A 16,658-nucleotide genomic window follows, 5' to 3' on the forward strand; every position below is an offset into this window, starting at 1 on the left:
GGAATCAGATGTCATACAACCTGAACCCCGCCCTCATCCTGACTGGCTAGGCTATGTTCAAGGAACCAGGCCACCAGAAGGATGACCAGGACGATGAGAAAGACGAAAACGAAAGCCCAAACGGCTCCGAACTGGAAGGCCTGAGCGCCGGCATGAATCCCTCTGGCCTTGGGCATGCCCGTGATGATGGCGGCCAGAACGCCGGTCGAGGCGGCGCCTGAATACTGCTGAAGGGTGTTGAAGAGCGCATTACCGTCAGGCACCAGTTTGGCTGGGATATGCTGCAGTCCAACCGTGAGCAGGTTGTTGAAGACGCAGGCCTGACCGACCATGTAGCAGGCGTAGAGGAGAACCATCAGCGGAACGGATAAGTGCCGGCTGAGGACCAGGAAGCCTAATGCCGAGAGGAAGAAGGCTGTGCTTCCCACTGCGAGCAGTCCACGCAGACCATGGCCGTCCAGGTAGCCGCCTGTGACGGGCTGGCAGAGCGCAGAGAGCAAGCTCCCCGGCAGCAGAAGCAGGCCAGCAACGGTGGAGGTCTCCCCCAGAACGGACTGGGCCATGTTGGGCAGGATGAACGTCAGGCCGATCTGAACAAACTGGACCAGGAAGTAGAGGATCAAGGCAAGGGTGAACGTACGGTTCCGGAAGACCGCAATGTTGATCAGTCTGGTGCGCTGGTGCGCAAGGGTCCAGATACCTGCAACAAGTGCCAGAACCCCAATGAACAAGGACAGCCAAGTGACAGGGCCATGCACATCCAAGGTGCTCAGCCCTATGGTCAGACCGGTCAGGAAAACCCCCAGAAAAAGGAACTGGAGCCATGCGAAAGCACCGACATGGCCCGTCTCCCTGTCTACTGAGATGAGGGCGATAATCCCGAATACCAGCTCGATGGGCAGCACGATCAGGAAGATGGCCCGCCAGGATAAGGCCTGGATAACGGCTCCGCCAAAGGTCGGGCCCAGGGAGGGTGCCAGGGCCACCGCCATGCCGGCGCTGCCCACGTAACGACCCTGGATGTGAAGAGGAACCTTTTTCATGATCAGAGAGAACACCAAGGGAAGAGCAATACCAGTGCTGATGCCCTGCAGGAGGCGTCCCGCCATAAGGACGGGAAAGCATGGAGCAAGGATGCACATCAGGTCGCTGCCCAGGAATATTCCCACGCTGGCGAGGATCAATGCGCGGGTCGTGAATGAATGCTCCAGCCAGGCGGCGGCTAGAACCGTCAAGGCTACCACCAGCAGATAGCCGGTAGTCAGCCATTGGACTGTGCCCAGCCCGGTTTTGAAGTACTGGGTCATCTCCGGAAAAGTGACGTTGAGCGAGGTCTCCAAAAGGACCCCGCAGAAGGCGAGCCCGGCAGTGCCGGCAATCAGCAGTTTTGTTCTTTTATCAACATGGTCGACCATGGATCGTCCGCTCCTAACGCATCAGACTGTTCGCATAGCCATCTCCACGGATCCGTACGGCATGGCATCATCCGATGCCGCTCTCATTGCAGTTTGCGCAACGGTTATAGCTCTCTGGCTGCGTTGATGACATCTTCCAAGGTGGCGCCGGACTGACAGCCGCATGCTGCGAAGAGCCGGTTCACCTCCATGACCTTTGAAGACCCAGCTAGTGTAGCACCCACAGGTATACCAATCCGCGCTCACTCTGGACTTGAGCAGGCTTGGGTAGAGTTAGGAACATGCAAATCGATATCGTCTCCGTCTTCCCCGAGTATTTTGACGTAACTGGGCTCAGCCTGCTAGGCAAGGCCCAGGAGAAAGGCCTGGTGACCATACGCGCCCACAACCTGCGCAACTGGACCCATGACGTGCACCACTCCGTGGACGATACGCCGGTGGGCGGTGGAGCTGGCATGGTCATGAAACCTGAAGTCTGGGGCCAGTGCCTAGACGATCTGCTGGACATGCCAGACGGGTCGGCTCCGCAACCACCCACCATGGATCAGACAACCGACACTGCCGATACCGAAGAAGAAAAAGAGGCAATGAAGAGTTCCGGCGACAAAAGCTACGGCATAGCATCCGAGGCAGATCCATCTGCAGACAGCCACAAGGCTGATCTCGCCAGACCAGTCCTGATCTTCCCCAACCCATCCGCTCCTCTGTTTACCCAGGCCGATGCGACCGAGCTGTCTCGGGCGGAGAGGCTGATATTCGGCTGCGGCCGTTATGAAGGGTATGACGCACGCATCCCCGACTACTACCGGAATCAGGGAATCAGCGTTCGTGAGTACTCCATTGGCGACTATGTACTCAATGGGGGCGAAGTGGCCGTCTCGGTCATGCTGGAGGCCATCACCAGGCTCCTGCCAGGCTTCATGGGCAATCCTGAATCCATCGTGCAAGAGTCCTATACCGGGGATGAGCCACTGCTGGAGTATCGCCAGTACACACGCCCCACCACCTGGCGTGGCATGGCTGTGCCCGAGATACTGACCAGCGGCGACCACGGAAAGGTGGACAGATTCCGGCGCGACGAGGCCATCAGGAGAACCAGTCGAATCCGTCCCGACCTGATCGCCCGATTGGACTGCTCCACTCTCGATAAGCACGACCGCCGTCTCTTGGAAGACCTGGGTTGGGGCACAGGGAAAACCCATCCGAAACCTCTGGACCAGCCGTCAAATTGATTGCCCGTCAGATTTGCAGGGCTGATCAGCGGGCCGTCAGATAGTAGACTGCTGTCTCCCCATAGCTGCGAGCCTGATCAATGGCCCATCCTTCAGGAGCCGTGGGCGGCGGGGTGCGTGTCGATCGCTCTAGAACGATCATGCCTCCATCATCCACCATTTTCCGGGCAGTCAGACCGGTCATAATGCTCCGGCAGTCATCCGTCGACAAATCATAAGGCGGGTCCATGAAGACCAGGTCGAAGCAGGCTTCGGACAGACCGGCATCCTCATGACCTGAGGAGAGGGGACGGACAAAGCGCTCGGCACGGTTTCTGCTGACGCGAATGTCCATGGCTGAATTCCAAGCCGGGTGATGGCGCAGCCCTGCAGCTGAACGTGACAGCAGCCCAGCGACACGGCCAGAAGACTCCACAGCCACCAAGCTCTGGGCACCACGGGATAGGGCTTCGAATCCCAAGGCGCCTGTGCCGGCGAACAGGTCCAGGACCCGAGCACCGGACAGCAGGTCTTCGGACTCCAGATGGGAGAAAATGGCCTCCTTGGTCCGATCGGTAGTGGGCCGGGTGCCCTTGAGGGCAGCGGGAATGGGGAATCCCTTGAATCGGCCGGCGATGATGTGCATATGGTCCGTTGTCCTTTCAGCTGGAGACCAGGAAACCCTCGTTGCCCCTCATGAAGTCCAGAACGGCGCCAGCCAGCTCGGGCTGCCCGGCCAGGGTGGGGTCGGACTCCAAGAGTTGGCCTGCCTGGGTGCGGGCACGGGCGATCATGGGCGCATCGGTGACCACCCGCAGAAGCTTCAGAGAAGAATGACCTCCGGACTGGGCATCTCCCAACACGTCGCCGGCTCCCCTGATGCGTATGTCCTCTTCAGCGATTTTGGCCCCGTCAGTGGTGTCGCGAATGACCTCAAGCCGCTCGGCAGCTGGTGAATCCGCTGGGGCGCGCGAGATCATGAAGGCCCAGGAGTCAGTGCCGCCGCGTCCCACCCTGCCGCGCAGCTGATGAAGCTGGGAGAGCCCGAACCGATCGGCATCGAAGATGACAATGCAGGAGGCTTGGGGCACATCCACCCCCACCTCCACCACAGTGGTGGCCACCAGCAAGGGCGTGCGGCCCGAGGCAAAGTCGGCCATGACGGCGTTCTTGGTGGCATCGTCGTCTCGCCCGGTCAGCGTGGCCATGGTGATGCCCTGGAACTGCGGCAGGGCGGCCAGTCGCCGACTCATTTCAGCCACCGAATGCAGTGGCGGACGCTGTCCGTCACCTTGGCCCTCCTCAACCAGCAGTTCAGGCTGGGAGTCAGTCCCACCGGATTGGCCGGGGCGGTCTGAGGAGGCCGAGGGGTCATCCTCATCGTCAATACGGGCACAGATTACGTAGGCCCTTTCCCCAGCTTCAATCCGTCGACGCAAGTGCAAGAACATGGCGCCCATGGTCGCTCCGTCAGACTCGGCAATGACGTGTGTGCGGACCGGTTTGCGGTTGCTGGGCAGCTCGGTCAGGGTGGAGATGTCAAGATCTCCGAACCAGGTCATGGCGGCTGTACGAGGGATGGGCGTAGCAGTCATGATCAGCAGATGGGGAACGCACTCGGATTTGCGACGCAGCTCCTCGCGTTGCTCAACCCCGAAACGATGCTGCTCGTCGATGACAGTCAGGGCCAGATTGGGAGCCTGGAAGGTCTTGGAGAAAGCCGCATGGGTGGCGATGACAATGCAGGGGCGGCCCGAGGCCGAAACAGCCAAGGCGGAGCGGCGCTGAGCCAGCCTCATACCCCCGGTCAACAGCACCACAGGCAGGACCAGCTGATCCGTCATACGAATCATGGTGACGTTGTCCACAGGCTTATGGCGGCCTTCTACGGCAGTTGCGGTCACATCGGTGCCCATAGCCTTGAGCATGCCGCCGATGGAAGCATAGTGCTGCTCAGCCAGCACCTGGGTCGGAGCCACCAAGACAGCCTGATGGCCAGCCTGGACCGCCTGAAGCATGGCTGCCAGGGCCACCACGGTCTTGCCGGAGCCGACCTCGCCCTGCAGAAGCCGCTGCATGGGCTGATCCTTAGCCATGTCGACGCCGATGTCATTGATGACCTGACGCTGGCCGTCGGTCAGCTGGAACGGCAGGGAGTCGATGAAACGGGCGGGCAGGGTGTCTGGACGGTCAGCGCCCGAATCCGTGCATGGGTAAGTGGGCTGCTGCTGGGTCTGGCGGCGGGTCTGCAGAAGAGCTGTCTGCGAGACAAAGGCCTCCTCATAGCGCAGGGTCTTCCGCGCCGCAGCAAAGTCGCCAGGACTATCGGGCGCATGCATGCCCAAGAGGGCACGAGCACGATGCAACAGCCCTTGGTCGACACGGACCTGCTCGGGTAGCACATCAGGTATGGCAAGGCCCAGCGCTTCTGAATCGATGTGGACATCGGCACTGGGCTGCCCCTCTTCGGCAGTACCGGCTGCGGGAGTTGAGCCAGGTGAATTATCAGCCTGCGACAGCAGACGCAAAAACCCCAGGATGACATCGTGAATATGGTCCGAGGAGATGCGAGAGCTGGCATGGTAAACCGGCCGCGGTCGACGCACACGCTCCAGGGCCTCGTCAAGGCTGGTCGCATCGGGCCGAGATGTGTCCGCAGAAACCTCTCGATCGGCATTAGCGACAACCAGGGTCTCAGGGTGGGTGAACTGGAGCTGGTCCATGTAGATGCCGGGCTCACCGGCCACGACCAAATCCGCCCCTACCTGCAGCCGACGGACCATCCAGTCCATATAAGGCTTCTTATGAGAGAAGAAGACCAGCCTGACCGCCAGCGGAGTGCCACCTTGGCTGCTGACGAAGGCCGCATCGTCCACCATCACGTCCAGCCGAAAGCCCCGGTGACCGCTCAGCGGCACCAGACGCACCTGATCAACCCGGGCGGCGAAGGCACAGGGCTCACCCAGCCGAATGCCGGCAATAGTGGTGACCTGCATGGGATCGGTGATGCGGAAAGGATAATAGGTCAGCGCATCCCCGACCGTGACCACGCCGAGAGCCTTGAGAGCGCTCACCCGACGCCTGTTGGCCACCAGCGAGGCCACCGTGCTGTGCAGCCCAACATGAGCCACTGCCGACATACCCGATCACCTCCCGCAAGCGCCGATCATCATCCCTCAGGATGACAAGAACCCCCGGAGCTTTGCCCCCGGGGGTCCCAATACGACCGACGAACCGCCTTCAGGCGGCGACGCGCTGCACCTTGCCAGCCTTGAGGCACTTGACGCAGACGCGCAGACGCACGTTCTGACCATCAACGGTGGTGTGCACCGACTGCAGGTTGGGGCGGAAGATGCGCTTGTTCCGGATATGCGAATGAGAAACACTGTAACCGGTCTGCGGGCCCTTGCCGCACACCGCGCAACGAGCTGCCATGATGACTTCCTTTACGTTGTTTTCCAAGTCGTCCCAGGTGCTCCAGGCCGCAACACAAGGCTACGGATGAACACACAACTTTGTTAGACTACTACATTCCGTCAAGTAAGGCAAATTAACGGTCTCAGGCACGAGGAGGCTTGCGGAAGATGCCGATCAGAGACTGAAGCACTCCGCAAAATACCCCGCCGATGATCCAGATGGCCCAGAATGGGATGCGCCAACCGAAAAGGTTGTCATAATTGCCGGAGAAAAGCATTGTCAAGGCCACCAGCGTGCAAAGGCCCATGATGACTCCGCTGATGGCATTGCTTATCCGGTGTTCGTAACGATAGGTGTCCCACCGACCGTCATCGACGGAATCAATCTGCCTGTTGTAGGCTCGGAGGTTCATCATTCTGTGGCTCGTTCCCGCATGGACTAATAGGAAGATCCCCAGAGCCAGAAGAAGGAAGAAGACAAACCCTCTGACCTGATGGGACCAGCCCCAAACCAGGAACCCAGCAGAGTTGATCCCCACATCCAAGAGCACGACAGCCAAACCGCAGACCAACTCCCAAGTAGTCTGCCGGTATACTCGTGAGCGCTCCTCATCGGTATAGAAATCCGCCACATAAGGATGCCTGCGGCGGAAATCCCTCCTGGCGGAAACCGCCGGTATCAGACAGGCCAGTCCCAGGACGATGCCGATCATCAGAGCAAGAAAGGCCAGACCATTCTGTGCGTCGGTCGGCTGGCTGACTCCGGCAAAGAGACCACCGAAAGCCAGTCCCAGCATGATAAGAGCGATGCCGGAAGCCATCCGAAGACTGTAGGTATTGCTGAAGGATGCGTAGCCGGTTACGTCTTCCATGGCAGACTGGACAGGCGCAGTCACATGGGTTGTCGAAGTCGCCTGGGCGGCGTCCTGATGGTCAGGCTTGGACGCACGTTGCCCTGAACCCGGATGCCGAACATCGCCCAGGACCAGATCATCAAGGGTGCAGCCGAAGAGGTCACAGATGGCCAGGAGCTTGTCCATCTCAGGATATGCCTTGTCCGACTCCCACTTGGACACCGCCTGACGGGACACCCCCACCAGCATGGCCAGCTGCTCCTGAGTCATATTGCGCTGCGAACGCAGATACTGCACGTTGGTTCTGAAACTCATATTGTTCTTTCTCCCGATCAGCAGAATGCCGATTCAACCAGCAACGAGGTCATGATGAAACGTGCAGGGCTCCGACCGCCACCAGCTTTGGGTTGCACCCGGCAAAGACACCGATATTTGCTGTCAACTGACGGTTGCATCCTTGCAATTCCAAGGAAATAAGTGATCACTGAAGTCCTGTCATCCTGATGACGATCCGCCCATCAATCCCCCTTCCGGCAAGAAACGCGACCCCTCTACGTTCACGATACATACCCTTCAGAAGCAAATGCGAATCTTGTGGATTCCACCCTGAACCGTCCCCGATTCGACCCTGAAAACACCCTGACAAGAGTTCTCGCCATGGTCTCATAGAAGAAGAGACCAGGCAGGCGACGACCGAAAGGAAGGCAACGATGCAGCATCGAATGGCCAAGGATCCATACGCACAGATTCCGCTCATTCTGGACAAGGTCTGCTACGACTACGGAACCCGGCAGAAGCAAGGCACAAGAGTGTTGGACGAAATCAGCCTGGAATGTCCGGCGGGGACTTGGACGGCCATCATGGGTCCTTCAGGCGCCGGTAAGTCGACCCTCCTCTATTGCGCCGCAGGACTGCTCCAAGTCAGGCAGGGCAAGGTAGCCATCGCCGGGGAGGATCTTACACGAATGAAAGAGAGGGAGTTGACCAGGCTTCGGCGCGACCATATCGGCTTCGTCTTCCAGGACTACAACCTGGTCAACGCCTTCACCTGCCTGCAGAACACCATGCTGTCCAGCCTCTTCGGCGGCAGGAAAATCTCCGCCCAAGCGGCACTGTCTGCCCTGTCGAACGTCGGGCTGGAAGGGTACGCCAACACCTATCCGGCCGACATGAGCGGTGGCCAGCAGCAGCGCGTGGCCATCGCCAGGTCTCTCGCCGCCAGCCCGGAGATCATCATGGCTGACGAGCCCACCGGCGCCCTGGACACCCATAGCTCGCGGGAGGTCATGGACCTCTTCGACCTGGCCGTCCGCAGCGGCCAGACCATCCTCATGGTGACGCACGACCCCAACGTCGCCGCCCGGGCCCACCGCGTCATCTTTCTCCAAGACGGGCGCATTCAGGCGGCATGCCCGGGCGGAAACCCGCAGACCATAGCCCAGCAGCTGGCCAGCATGGATGCTGTTCCAGACCAGGAGGCTTTCAGCCCTCCACTGGCAGCTGCATCCGATCAGCCTCGGTGATGATCCGAATTATTCGGCAGGGCACGCCTACGGCCAGGGAGTCAGGCGCGATGTCATGGGTGACCACGGATCCAGCCCCGATGACCGCCCCATCGCCGATGGTCACTCCCCCGGCCACAGTCACATTTGATGCCAGCCAGCAGTTGGAGCCGATGGTGATCGGGGCGCCCAACTCGTAGTCGTAGAGGGTGCCATCCTCATGGCGTCTCAGATTCCGCTCCTGCCACCGCAGGGGATGCAGGGGGGTTGCCAGGGTGACGTTGGGGCCGATCATCACATCGTCGCCAATCTGTACAGGGCAAGTATCCAGAACATTGAAGTTGAAATTGGCGAAGATGCGCGAGCCGAGCTTGGTGAAGCACCCATAGTCGAAGTAGATAGGCCCCATAAAGTCCACGTCCTGACCATGTTCGGGCACCAGATCGTCGAGAAGCCGGCTGCGCAGCTCCCGCTCCTGTTCGGAAGACGCGTTGAAAAGACGGCAAAGCTCGTGGGCCTTGACTCGCAGCTGGCTCAGGTCGGGATCCGATGCGTCATAAAGCTCGCCAGCAAGCATCCGCTCCTTCTGCGAGCGCCAATTCCCTTTACCAGCTCCGCCAGTCGCACTTGTCAGTTTTGAGTCCTTGTCCATGGCCATCCCATCGTTCCTGTGTCACTTCATTGTCACTTCTGCAAGCTCACACTGCTTACAGAGTCCCTGTCCATGTAATCGTCTGGGTCAGACAGCCTGCAGCCATACGTACCATTCGTCATCCTGTTGCGGACATCCGTTCACGCCAAGGGTCAGGCTTGGTAGATTAGAGACAGCGGAGGGCCGTGGCGAGGAGGAAGCATGCGGTATGAGGTGAGCGAGGCTATTCCCGAGGATGCCAAGGCCATCCGTAAGGCCGTATTCGTCGAGGAGCAGGGCTTTCACAACGAGTTCGACCAGACCGATGACGTCAGTCTTCACATCGTGGCCTACGATGGGGATGATCCCGCCGGCGTATGCCGAATCTTTCCCGACCGTGGCAAGACATGGACCCTTGGCCGTTTGGCCGTTCTTAAGCCCTACCGCGGTCAGCACCTGGGCGCGAATTTGGTAGGCAAGGCTGAGGAGACCGCTCGGAGCCGCGGGGCCGACCGGCTCACGCTTCACGCCCAAAAACGGGTGGCGGGCTTCTATGAATCTTTAGGCTATAAGGACATGGGCATACACGATCAAGACGAGGGATGCCCGCACATGTGGATGGACAAGCCCCTGACGGGCAGCACCGGAAACGAGCCAGAGGACCAAGCCTCATGAACCTGACCGCCAATTTTGCCAATGAAATGTCAGCTTTAGCCAGCACAAGCATCACAGGCATCAATCCGAATAAGGATCCCATGGGAAGGTCCGAACAGGCCATCTCCAGCTTCAGCGATGCCGTCATTTACTGGTTTCGACAGAATTTCGGAAAGATCATCCTTCTGATCGTCGTGGCTGTCTGCGCTGCATTGATTTCCAAGATTGTAGCGGCGGCTATGCGACGCACCCTGGAACGGACCAACCTGCCCAGTGCCTCCATCTTCGTCAACATCGTCCGCGCCCTGATCTGGATCTTCGCTGCTGCCACAGTCCTGCAACCCGTCTTCGGAATCAACCCATCCACAGTGGTCGCCGCCCTAGGCGTCAGCGGCCTAGCGCTCTCCTTCGGATTGAAGGATACGATCGCCAATATCGTCGGCGGCTTTGGACTGATGGTCAGCAAGGTGGTCCAGCCCGGCGATATCATCACCATCCAGGGCACCACCGGAACCGTCCGCGATGTGACCTGGCGTCATACCATCGTCATCGACAGGACTGGCAACCAGCTGCTGATCCCCAACTCCATCCTCAACACCACGGCGCTCGAGAAGATCACCGAGGCCGGCGAAGCCGCCACCACGGTTCCCTTCACCCTGCGAGGGGATGCCGATATAGCCAAGTCCTCCCGCTCCATTGCACAGGTGGTGGCCCAGGCAACCAAGGGCATGGCCATGCCATCCAACCCGCCCATTGTCCAGCTCCAGGGCTTCACCCCTTATGGCATCAAGGGCCAAGTGGTCATGTTTGCTAAGCAGGGCGTCATCGCCGCCGACATGCAGGATGCCGCCACCCGCGCCCTCGCCGGCCAGGACTACTTGGTCCAGGAAGCGGAGCCACAGACAAACGACATTGAGCATTAATCTGATAATTTTCTCATCCTGAGGAAGAAAGCAAAAGCAACATCTCCCCTCTTGTGAGATGCCTCAAGCTCCGATAATGCTACAGCGTCAGGCCGATGCGCCCTCAATCAGGTCCGTGATCAGATCGGTATAGGTGATCCCAGTGGCCTCCCAGGCCTTGGCATACATGGAGATGGGCGTGAAACCAGGCATGGTGTTGATCTCGTTGACGATGACCTTGCCTTCGGACGTCACAAAGCAGTCGACACGACTCAGACCGGCGCCGTCCACGGTTCTGAAAGCCTTGGCAGCCAGGTCGCGAACCTTCTGAAGGGTCTCCTCTGGCAGGTCGGCAGGAACCTCCACATGGGAAGCGGAGGAGTCCACATACTTGCTGTCGAAGTCGTAGAAGGCCTCGTCCTGATCAGCCTTGTCCAGCACCACCTCGCCAGGCCAGGCTGTACGGGGCTGTCTGTCCTTGCTGGAGGCGAGCACGGCGCACTCGATCTCCCGCCCCTCAATGCCCTCCTCTATCAGGACCCGCCAGTCGTGCTTGGCAGCCTCGGCGACTGCGGCAGCCAGGGCTTCGGCTTGAGGCTCTTCCACCTTGACCACGCCGAAGCTGGATCCTGCACGGGAGGGCTTGACGAAGAGAGGATAATGCAGCTCTGCCTTCTGCACAGCAGCCAACAGGTTGGCCCCGGACCGCTGTTCACGGGAGTCAATGGTGATGCCAGGCGCCACAGGTATGTCGGCTTGGCTGAGCAGAATCTTGGTGTAGTGCTTGTCCATGCATGCAGCAGAGGCGAAAACCCCGCATCCGACGTAGGGCAGGCCCATCATTTCAAGCAGGCCCTGCAGGGTGCCGTCCTCACCGTATGGGCCGTGGAGCACCGGAAAGACCGCGTCAACATGCCCCAAAGGCTCCAGGGAACCAACGGTCCTGGAAGGCTCTGCTCCAGAAACCAGATCGGCATGGTCACCAATCAGAAACCCATCCCTGCCGCGAGCCATGTCGAGGATGACCGGACGGCTGCCTGCGGTTATCTGTACGGTTGGCAGACTGGCATCGCCCAGACTCCACTGCCTGGGATCCTGACCGCCGATGATCCAACGACCGTCCTTGGTGATGCCAATAGGGATGGGCTCGTATCGATCGATATCGATGGCGTTGAGCACGCCAGCCGCCGACACGCAGGATATGGAATGTTCGTCGGCACGCCCGCCATAAAGCACTACAACACGTTTCCTGACCATCATCCCTCGGCTTTCCTCATCCTGGACATGATTTTCAACATCACGCACCTGCCCGAGCAGATGCATCATTCAAGACAGCAGAATATCCCCTCGGCAGGCAGCAAGACCTGGTCGGAGTCGCTCATCCACAAGCTTGGCACGAACAGGCATGATAGGCCGATGCAGGAGTCAGACAAGCCAGGCGCACATCTTGATCCGGAAATCATTCATCGCTGATCAAAAGGTTGATAGCGCATGCTTCACAGCCTTCGCACACCCTCTATAGCCCTCAGGATTTTCTGATGGGCACCATTTTGATGATTGCCAGACTCACTCTGCAGTGATTTGCCCGCCGAACAGCTCGTCGATCATGCCCCGGCAGCTCAGACCCTGATCCAGCACATGGCTCATGGCCGTAGCCAGCGGGGTCGCCACCTGGTAGCGCTCGCCCAAGGCGACGACAGCATCGGTGGTGGGTACGCCTTCGGCGACACCCTTGCTGACGCGAGTGGCTTCCTCGATGCTTTTGCCCTGTCCCAAATTAAAGCCAAAAGTGTAGTTCCTGCTCAGAGACGACCCACAGGTGGCCACCAGGTCGCCGACCCCAGCAAGACCGGCGAAGGTCTTGGACTTGGCCCCGCAGGCCTCCCCCAAGGCAGTGAGCTCAGCCAGACCCCTGGCCTGGATCATGGCAGCCGTGTTCTCCCCGAATCCAGCCCCCCGTGACATCCCGACAGCCAGTGCAGTGACGTTCTTCAGCGACCCGCACATTTCCAGGCCGATCACATCGTCCGAAACGAAGGCCTTGAAATAGTCGGTCGTACAAGCACGGGCTACTCTCATGGCAGTATCGGCATCAGCGCTGGCGACCACGGTGGCGCTTGGCTCGCGGGCGGCCACCTCCTTGCTCAAGTTGGGACCGGAGACGGCCGCAAACCTGACTGGGTCCAGATCCAGCGTCTGGCAGACCACCTGATCCATCCGCCTGTCGGTGCCCCGTTCAATCCCCTTCATCAGGGAAACCGCAATGGCATCATGATCCAATAGACTCTTGAATTCCGTCAAGGCCTCACAGGCGTGCTGAGCAGCTATGGCCACGACCACGATTTCAGCCCCCGAGACGGCCTTGGCACGGTCACCCTCAGCGCTGATGGCGTCGGGCAGCCTCTTCACGGTCGGCAGGCGGCGAGTATTCGAATGTTGACTGTTGATTTCCTCTACGACATTCGGATCAATGTCCCACATGACCACCTGGTTGCCAGCATCAGCCAGTACCTGGGCAAAAGCGGTTCCCCATGCGCCTGCTCCCAATACCGCGATCTTCGTCATCATTCTCCTTTGCATAATGCCGTGCGCACGGGAACGCCGACCAGTAGCCTCATTCTTGTCTCTACCATCCTATGACACCACCGCCAGGCAGGAGGAATTAGAGGTGGGTTCCGGCCTTATTGCTCGCTTCTGGGCCGACGGGTCATGGTCACATAATCGAAATATCCAGCCGCCGGGGGCTCTTCGCCACGAATTTCGGCCATGACCTCTTCCATCCGGTTGCGCAGGCGGACACAGAGGGCATGCACGGACTGCTTGGGGGGTTCCGCGCCCCACTGATCCATGTCTTCCAGAAGGTCGGAATAGTCAAGGGGCCGGTCATAGCACATGACCACGTTCTTGCGAGGCCAAGGCCACTTGTGGTTGATCGAAGCTGCCCCCCAGGTGATGCTGGGATAGAGGGGAACCATGCGACCCAACTGCCGTGAGGATTCCAAGGCGATGAATCCGACCCCAGGTTTGAGCGACATGGGCCACTTCAGAGGGTCACGGGTCACGGTCCCCTCCGGCCAGATGGTCAGTGGCCTGCCCGAGGTGATGATATTGATCGACTCCTCTTCAATCGACCTGGCCTTGCCAGACTTGCGTTCGACAGGTTGCATGCCCACCATGCGAAACCAGCTGCCAATAAGGGGCCAGTGGGCCATCTCGGCCTTGGCCATATAGCGGGGACGACGACCCTGGTGGAAGAGGGCCATCATGGGAATGAAAACGTCGAACTGGGTCACATGGGTGGCTGCGGTAATAAAAGGCCCGGTCTGCGGCACCCGCTCCAACCCCCAGGCATAGACTCGGCAGGAGTCACGCACCACCTGGGAGACGCCGCGCAATAGACGGGTAGTCCCCACGGGGTGCTGACCGTCTATCTCGTCCAAGGCCGGTGTGCGGTGACCAGTGGGATAGTAGCGGGTCGGATCCACAAGTCTGTGCCGCTCGGCCAGTAGGGCCACCTGCTGGTCGGACAGGGCTGATACCGCAGACCGGGGAGAGGGTTTGCCTTTGGAAGCCATCTATGCCTGCCGGATCAGTCGATCTGCGCGTCCAAGGCCAGTAGCTTGTCGCGGAAGTCCTCGTAACCGCGGTCAATCAAGGAGATGCCGTGGACGGTAGAGGGGCCGGAGGCTGTCAGTGCCGCAATCAGGTGGCTGAAACCGCCACGCAAATCGGGTACATCGATGTCCTGACCAGTCAGCGGGGTGGGTCCGAAGATAACCGCCGAGTGGTTGAAGTTGCGCTGCCGGAAGCGGCAGGGCAGGGATCCCAGGCACTCCTTGTAGAGCTGGATGGTGGCACCCATCTGAATCAGCGGCTTGGTGAAGCCGAAGCGGTTCTCGTAGACGGTCTCGTGAACGATGGAAAGACCCTTGGCCTGGGTCAGAGCGACTACCAGAGGCTGCTGCCAATCGGTCATGAACCCGGGGTGTACGTCGGTCTCGATAGCCACGGGCCGCAGGTCGCCGCCCGGATGCCAGAAGCGGATGCCGTCATCGCGCACATCGAACTGGCCGCCGATCTTGCGGAAGACGTTCAGGTAGGTCATCATGTCGGGCTGGTGGGCGCCTTTGACCATGATGTCGCCATGGGTAGCCAGGGCGGCAGAAGCCCAGGAGGCAGCCTCGATCCGGTCTGGCAATGAGGTATGGGTGAAGCCTTTCAGAGAGGGCACCCCCTCAATACGGATGGTACGGTCCACGTCCACTGAGATCTGTGCGCCCATCTTCTGCAGGACCGCCACCAGATCCATGATCTCGGGCTCAGTAGCCGCCCCTGACAGCTCGGTACGCCCCTCGGCCAGGACGGCCGCCAGCAGGGTCTGCTCCGTGGCTCCCACCGAGGGGTAGGGCAGGTGAATCTTGGCTCCGTGCAGGCCGTCAGGCGCCGTGATGTGGATACCGGCTTCATGCTCCTTGTCGACATTGGCCCCCAGCTTGCGCAGGGTCTCCAGATGGAAGTCGATAGGCCTGCTACCGATGCGGCAGCCGCCCAGAACGGGGATGAAAGCCTCTCCCATCCGATGCAGAAGCGGCCCAGAGAAGAGAATGGGAATGCGGGAGGAGCCCGACAGGGTGTCCACATCGGCCACATCAGCCAGCTCTACATGGCGGGCATCAATGGTGACCACGCCCTCCTGCGGACTGACATCCACCTTGACGCCGTGCAGTCTCAGCAGATCCGAGACCACCTGGACATCACGGATTTCAGGCACGTTCTTGAGCACCGAGACATCGGGAGCCAGCAGGGCAGCCACCATGGCCTTGCTGACGAAGTTCTTGGCCCCGCGGACCTGTATGGTGCCATGCAGGGGCCTGCCGCCCACCACATGCAGCACATCATTCTGTGTATTCATCTTGGCCATACATCGGCTTCTTTCTCGTATCCGCTCAGAGCCGGGCTTTGGCGCATCATCGGCCCCTATTTGCAAGTCTGCCACAGGGGGTGTGGGGACACCGTGAATTGTCGCCTCCGGCATAGAGCGTCCACCCAGTCAGATACTGGTCAAGCACCGGTCGAAACGAAGGGGGTCAGCATCGTGAAGCCCATGATCAGCAGCAGCATGATGAAGAACGGGCAGGCCCAGGCACCATAGACGTTCGTATACGTGCGGTTTTCCCGCAGAAAAGCGACGATCCTATGGCGGCCCAAGTAAAGGACCAGCACGGCTGCCAGCATGCCTGCCAACATCATGAGCACGTTGACGTAGGAGGACATATTGTCGCTCATAAACCCGAGCAGGAGTTCCAGCCCGTCGCTGACGACCAGGTTGTTGAACACGTGCAGGGCTATGGACCAGAAGATGGAGTATTCGCAGGCAAGATAGCCCAGGAGCAGACCCATAATGAAAGCAAAGAATCCTTGATCCAGATCGCCGTGGAAGAAGCCGAACATAACAGCGGAGGTGACGATGGCGAAGACGTGGCCGTAGGGCTTCAGCGCGTGCAGGATAGCCCCTCTGAAAACCAGCTCCTCGATGACGGGGGCCAGCAGGCTGACGTAGATGAACATGGGAATGGTACCCGAGGCCTGCTGGATCTGCTCAGTCGTGGTCCAGGACTGCTGCACTCCCAACCGCGCCGTGGTCCAGTCCATGCCTGACTGATACCAGTCCGCCAGGGTCTGCCCGGTCAGCGTCAGTGCAAAGCATCCCAGCAAAACCTGCCAGGTCATGGGGTGCAAATCAGTGTGGAATATGCCCATAGGGCCTGAATCGCAGATCTGCCGCCGCCGCGTGAAGACCAGGAAGCAGAGACCTGTGCAGGCGGCGATCAGGTTGACGATGCCTCCATACTCCTTGTCAGCGTGGATGATCACATACATAAATCCCGAGTGGGCAGGCACCGGATCAAACACGGCATTCCACTCCATCTGAGCCAGAACACCGAACAGCAGACCGACGCTGTTGATGATAAGCAGATAGACCAGCAGCAGGGCGGCCTGACGGTTGAGCATCCCCCTGGCCGCACTCATCCATGCGCGATCCGCCATACCTCGTCTGGGCTTTTGAGTCTGC

At 59.8% G+C, this 16,658-nt stretch carries 15 protein-coding genes and 1 pseudogene; 5 read left to right on the forward strand and 11 right to left on the reverse strand.

Features of this window, described 5'->3' with window-relative positions; genetic code table 11:
• Positions 1-11: 11 nt before the first annotated feature.
• Positions 12-1,415 carry an MFS transporter gene (locus CI603_RS00415; RefSeq protein ID WP_121912591.1) on the reverse strand — a complete coding sequence of 468 codons (1,404 nt, stop codon included), beginning with the start codon at positions 1,413-1,415 and terminating at the stop codon, positions 12-14.
• 281 nt (positions 1,416-1,696) lie between these two features.
• Between CI603_RS00415 and trmD the strand changes: the two genes are divergently transcribed.
• Positions 1,697-2,647, forward strand: a complete 951-nt coding sequence (gene trmD / locus CI603_RS00420) for a tRNA (guanosine(37)-N1)-methyltransferase TrmD (RefSeq protein WP_121912592.1) — start codon at positions 1,697-1,699, stop codon at positions 2,645-2,647.
• Between the two features lie 25 nt (positions 2,648-2,672).
• Here trmD and rsmD read toward each other — a convergent pair.
• The 4 genes and pseudogenes from rsmD to CI603_RS00440 all read right to left on the reverse strand — a co-directional run.
• A pseudogene (rsmD, locus tag CI603_RS00425) lies at positions 2,673-3,278 on the reverse strand (16S rRNA (guanine(966)-N(2))-methyltransferase RsmD); the annotation flags it as partial.
• A gap of 10 nt (positions 3,279-3,288) precedes the next feature.
• Positions 3,289-5,766: an ATP-dependent DNA helicase RecG gene (locus tag CI603_RS00430; protein ID WP_121912594.1), complete on the reverse strand. Its 2,478-nt coding sequence runs from the start codon at positions 5,764-5,766 to the stop codon at positions 3,289-3,291.
• A 100-nt stretch (positions 5,767-5,866) separates the two neighbouring features.
• A complete protein-coding gene (gene rpmB, locus CI603_RS00435; protein WP_029677698.1) occupies positions 5,867-6,061 on the reverse strand; it encodes a 50S ribosomal protein L28 in 195 nt (64 codons plus the stop codon).
• 124 nt (positions 6,062-6,185) lie between these two features.
• Entirely contained in the window at positions 6,186-7,211 is a 1,026-nt protein-coding gene (locus CI603_RS00440; protein ID WP_121912595.1) for a helix-turn-helix transcriptional regulator, read from the reverse strand.
• Between the two features lie 395 nt (positions 7,212-7,606).
• On the opposite strand from CI603_RS00440, the gene CI603_RS00445 reads away from it, so the two are divergent.
• Complete coding sequence (locus CI603_RS00445; RefSeq protein WP_121912596.1) at positions 7,607-8,419, forward strand: ABC transporter ATP-binding protein; 813 nt, start codon at positions 7,607-7,609, stop codon at positions 8,417-8,419.
• Here CI603_RS00445 and CI603_RS00450 read toward each other — a convergent pair.
• Complete coding sequence (locus CI603_RS00450; protein WP_395947956.1) at positions 8,379-9,050, reverse strand: sugar O-acetyltransferase; 672 nt, start codon at positions 9,048-9,050, stop codon at positions 8,379-8,381. The two genes, CI603_RS00445 and CI603_RS00450, sit on opposite strands and share 41 nt — an antisense overlap.
• Positions 9,051-9,251: 201 nt before the next feature.
• Here CI603_RS00450 and CI603_RS00455 point away from each other — a divergent pair, with 201 nt between their 5' ends.
• Together CI603_RS00455 and CI603_RS00460 are read left to right on the forward strand one after the other, a co-directional pair.
• Positions 9,252-9,704 (forward strand): GNAT family N-acetyltransferase, encoded by a 453-nt coding sequence (locus tag CI603_RS00455; RefSeq protein WP_121912598.1) that lies wholly within the window; start codon positions 9,252-9,254, stop codon positions 9,702-9,704.
• 80 nt (positions 9,705-9,784) lie between these two features.
• Positions 9,785-10,606 (forward strand): mechanosensitive ion channel family protein, encoded by an 822-nt coding sequence (locus CI603_RS00460; RefSeq protein WP_121912634.1) that lies wholly within the window; start codon positions 9,785-9,787, stop codon positions 10,604-10,606.
• Between the two features lie 87 nt (positions 10,607-10,693).
• Here CI603_RS00460 and CI603_RS00465 read toward each other — a convergent pair whose 3' ends face one another.
• On the reverse strand, positions 10,694-11,842 hold the full coding sequence (locus CI603_RS00465; protein WP_183122175.1) for a D-alanine--D-alanine ligase family protein: 1,149 nt from the start codon (positions 11,840-11,842) through the stop codon (positions 10,694-10,696).
• On the opposite strand from CI603_RS00465, the gene CI603_RS08975 reads away from it, so the two are divergent.
• Complete coding sequence (locus tag CI603_RS08975; protein ID WP_183122176.1) at positions 11,792-12,058, forward strand: hypothetical protein; 267 nt, start codon at positions 11,792-11,794, stop codon at positions 12,056-12,058. The two genes, CI603_RS00465 and CI603_RS08975, sit on opposite strands and share 51 nt — an antisense overlap.
• A 93-nt stretch (positions 12,059-12,151) precedes the next feature.
• Here CI603_RS08975 and CI603_RS00475 read toward each other — a convergent pair whose 3' ends face one another.
• From CI603_RS00475 to CI603_RS00490, 4 genes are all read right to left on the reverse strand, one after another.
• Positions 12,152-13,153 carry an NAD(P)H-dependent glycerol-3-phosphate dehydrogenase gene (locus CI603_RS00475; RefSeq protein WP_183122167.1) on the reverse strand — a complete coding sequence of 334 codons (1,002 nt, stop codon included), beginning with the start codon at positions 13,151-13,153 and terminating at the stop codon, positions 12,152-12,154.
• A 113-nt stretch (positions 13,154-13,266) separates the two neighbouring features.
• Positions 13,267-14,160, reverse strand: coding sequence for a 1-acyl-sn-glycerol-3-phosphate acyltransferase (locus CI603_RS00480; protein ID WP_121912602.1), 894 nt, complete (start codon positions 14,158-14,160; stop codon positions 13,267-13,269).
• Between the two features lie 14 nt (positions 14,161-14,174).
• Positions 14,175-15,497: a UDP-N-acetylglucosamine 1-carboxyvinyltransferase gene (gene murA / locus CI603_RS00485; RefSeq protein WP_121912635.1), complete on the reverse strand. Its 1,323-nt coding sequence runs from the start codon at positions 15,495-15,497 to the stop codon at positions 14,175-14,177.
• Positions 15,498-15,646: 149 nt separating this feature from the next.
• Complete coding sequence (locus CI603_RS00490) at positions 15,647-16,633, reverse strand: CPBP family intramembrane glutamic endopeptidase (RefSeq protein ID WP_183122168.1); 987 nt, start codon at positions 16,631-16,633, stop codon at positions 15,647-15,649.
• Between the last annotated feature and the right edge of the window lie 25 nt (positions 16,634-16,658).

It is taken from the genome of Bifidobacterium sp. wkB338, from assembly GCF_003688325.1.
Classification (GTDB): Bacteria; Actinomycetota; Actinomycetes; order Actinomycetales; family Bifidobacteriaceae; genus Bombiscardovia; species Bombiscardovia polysaccharolytica.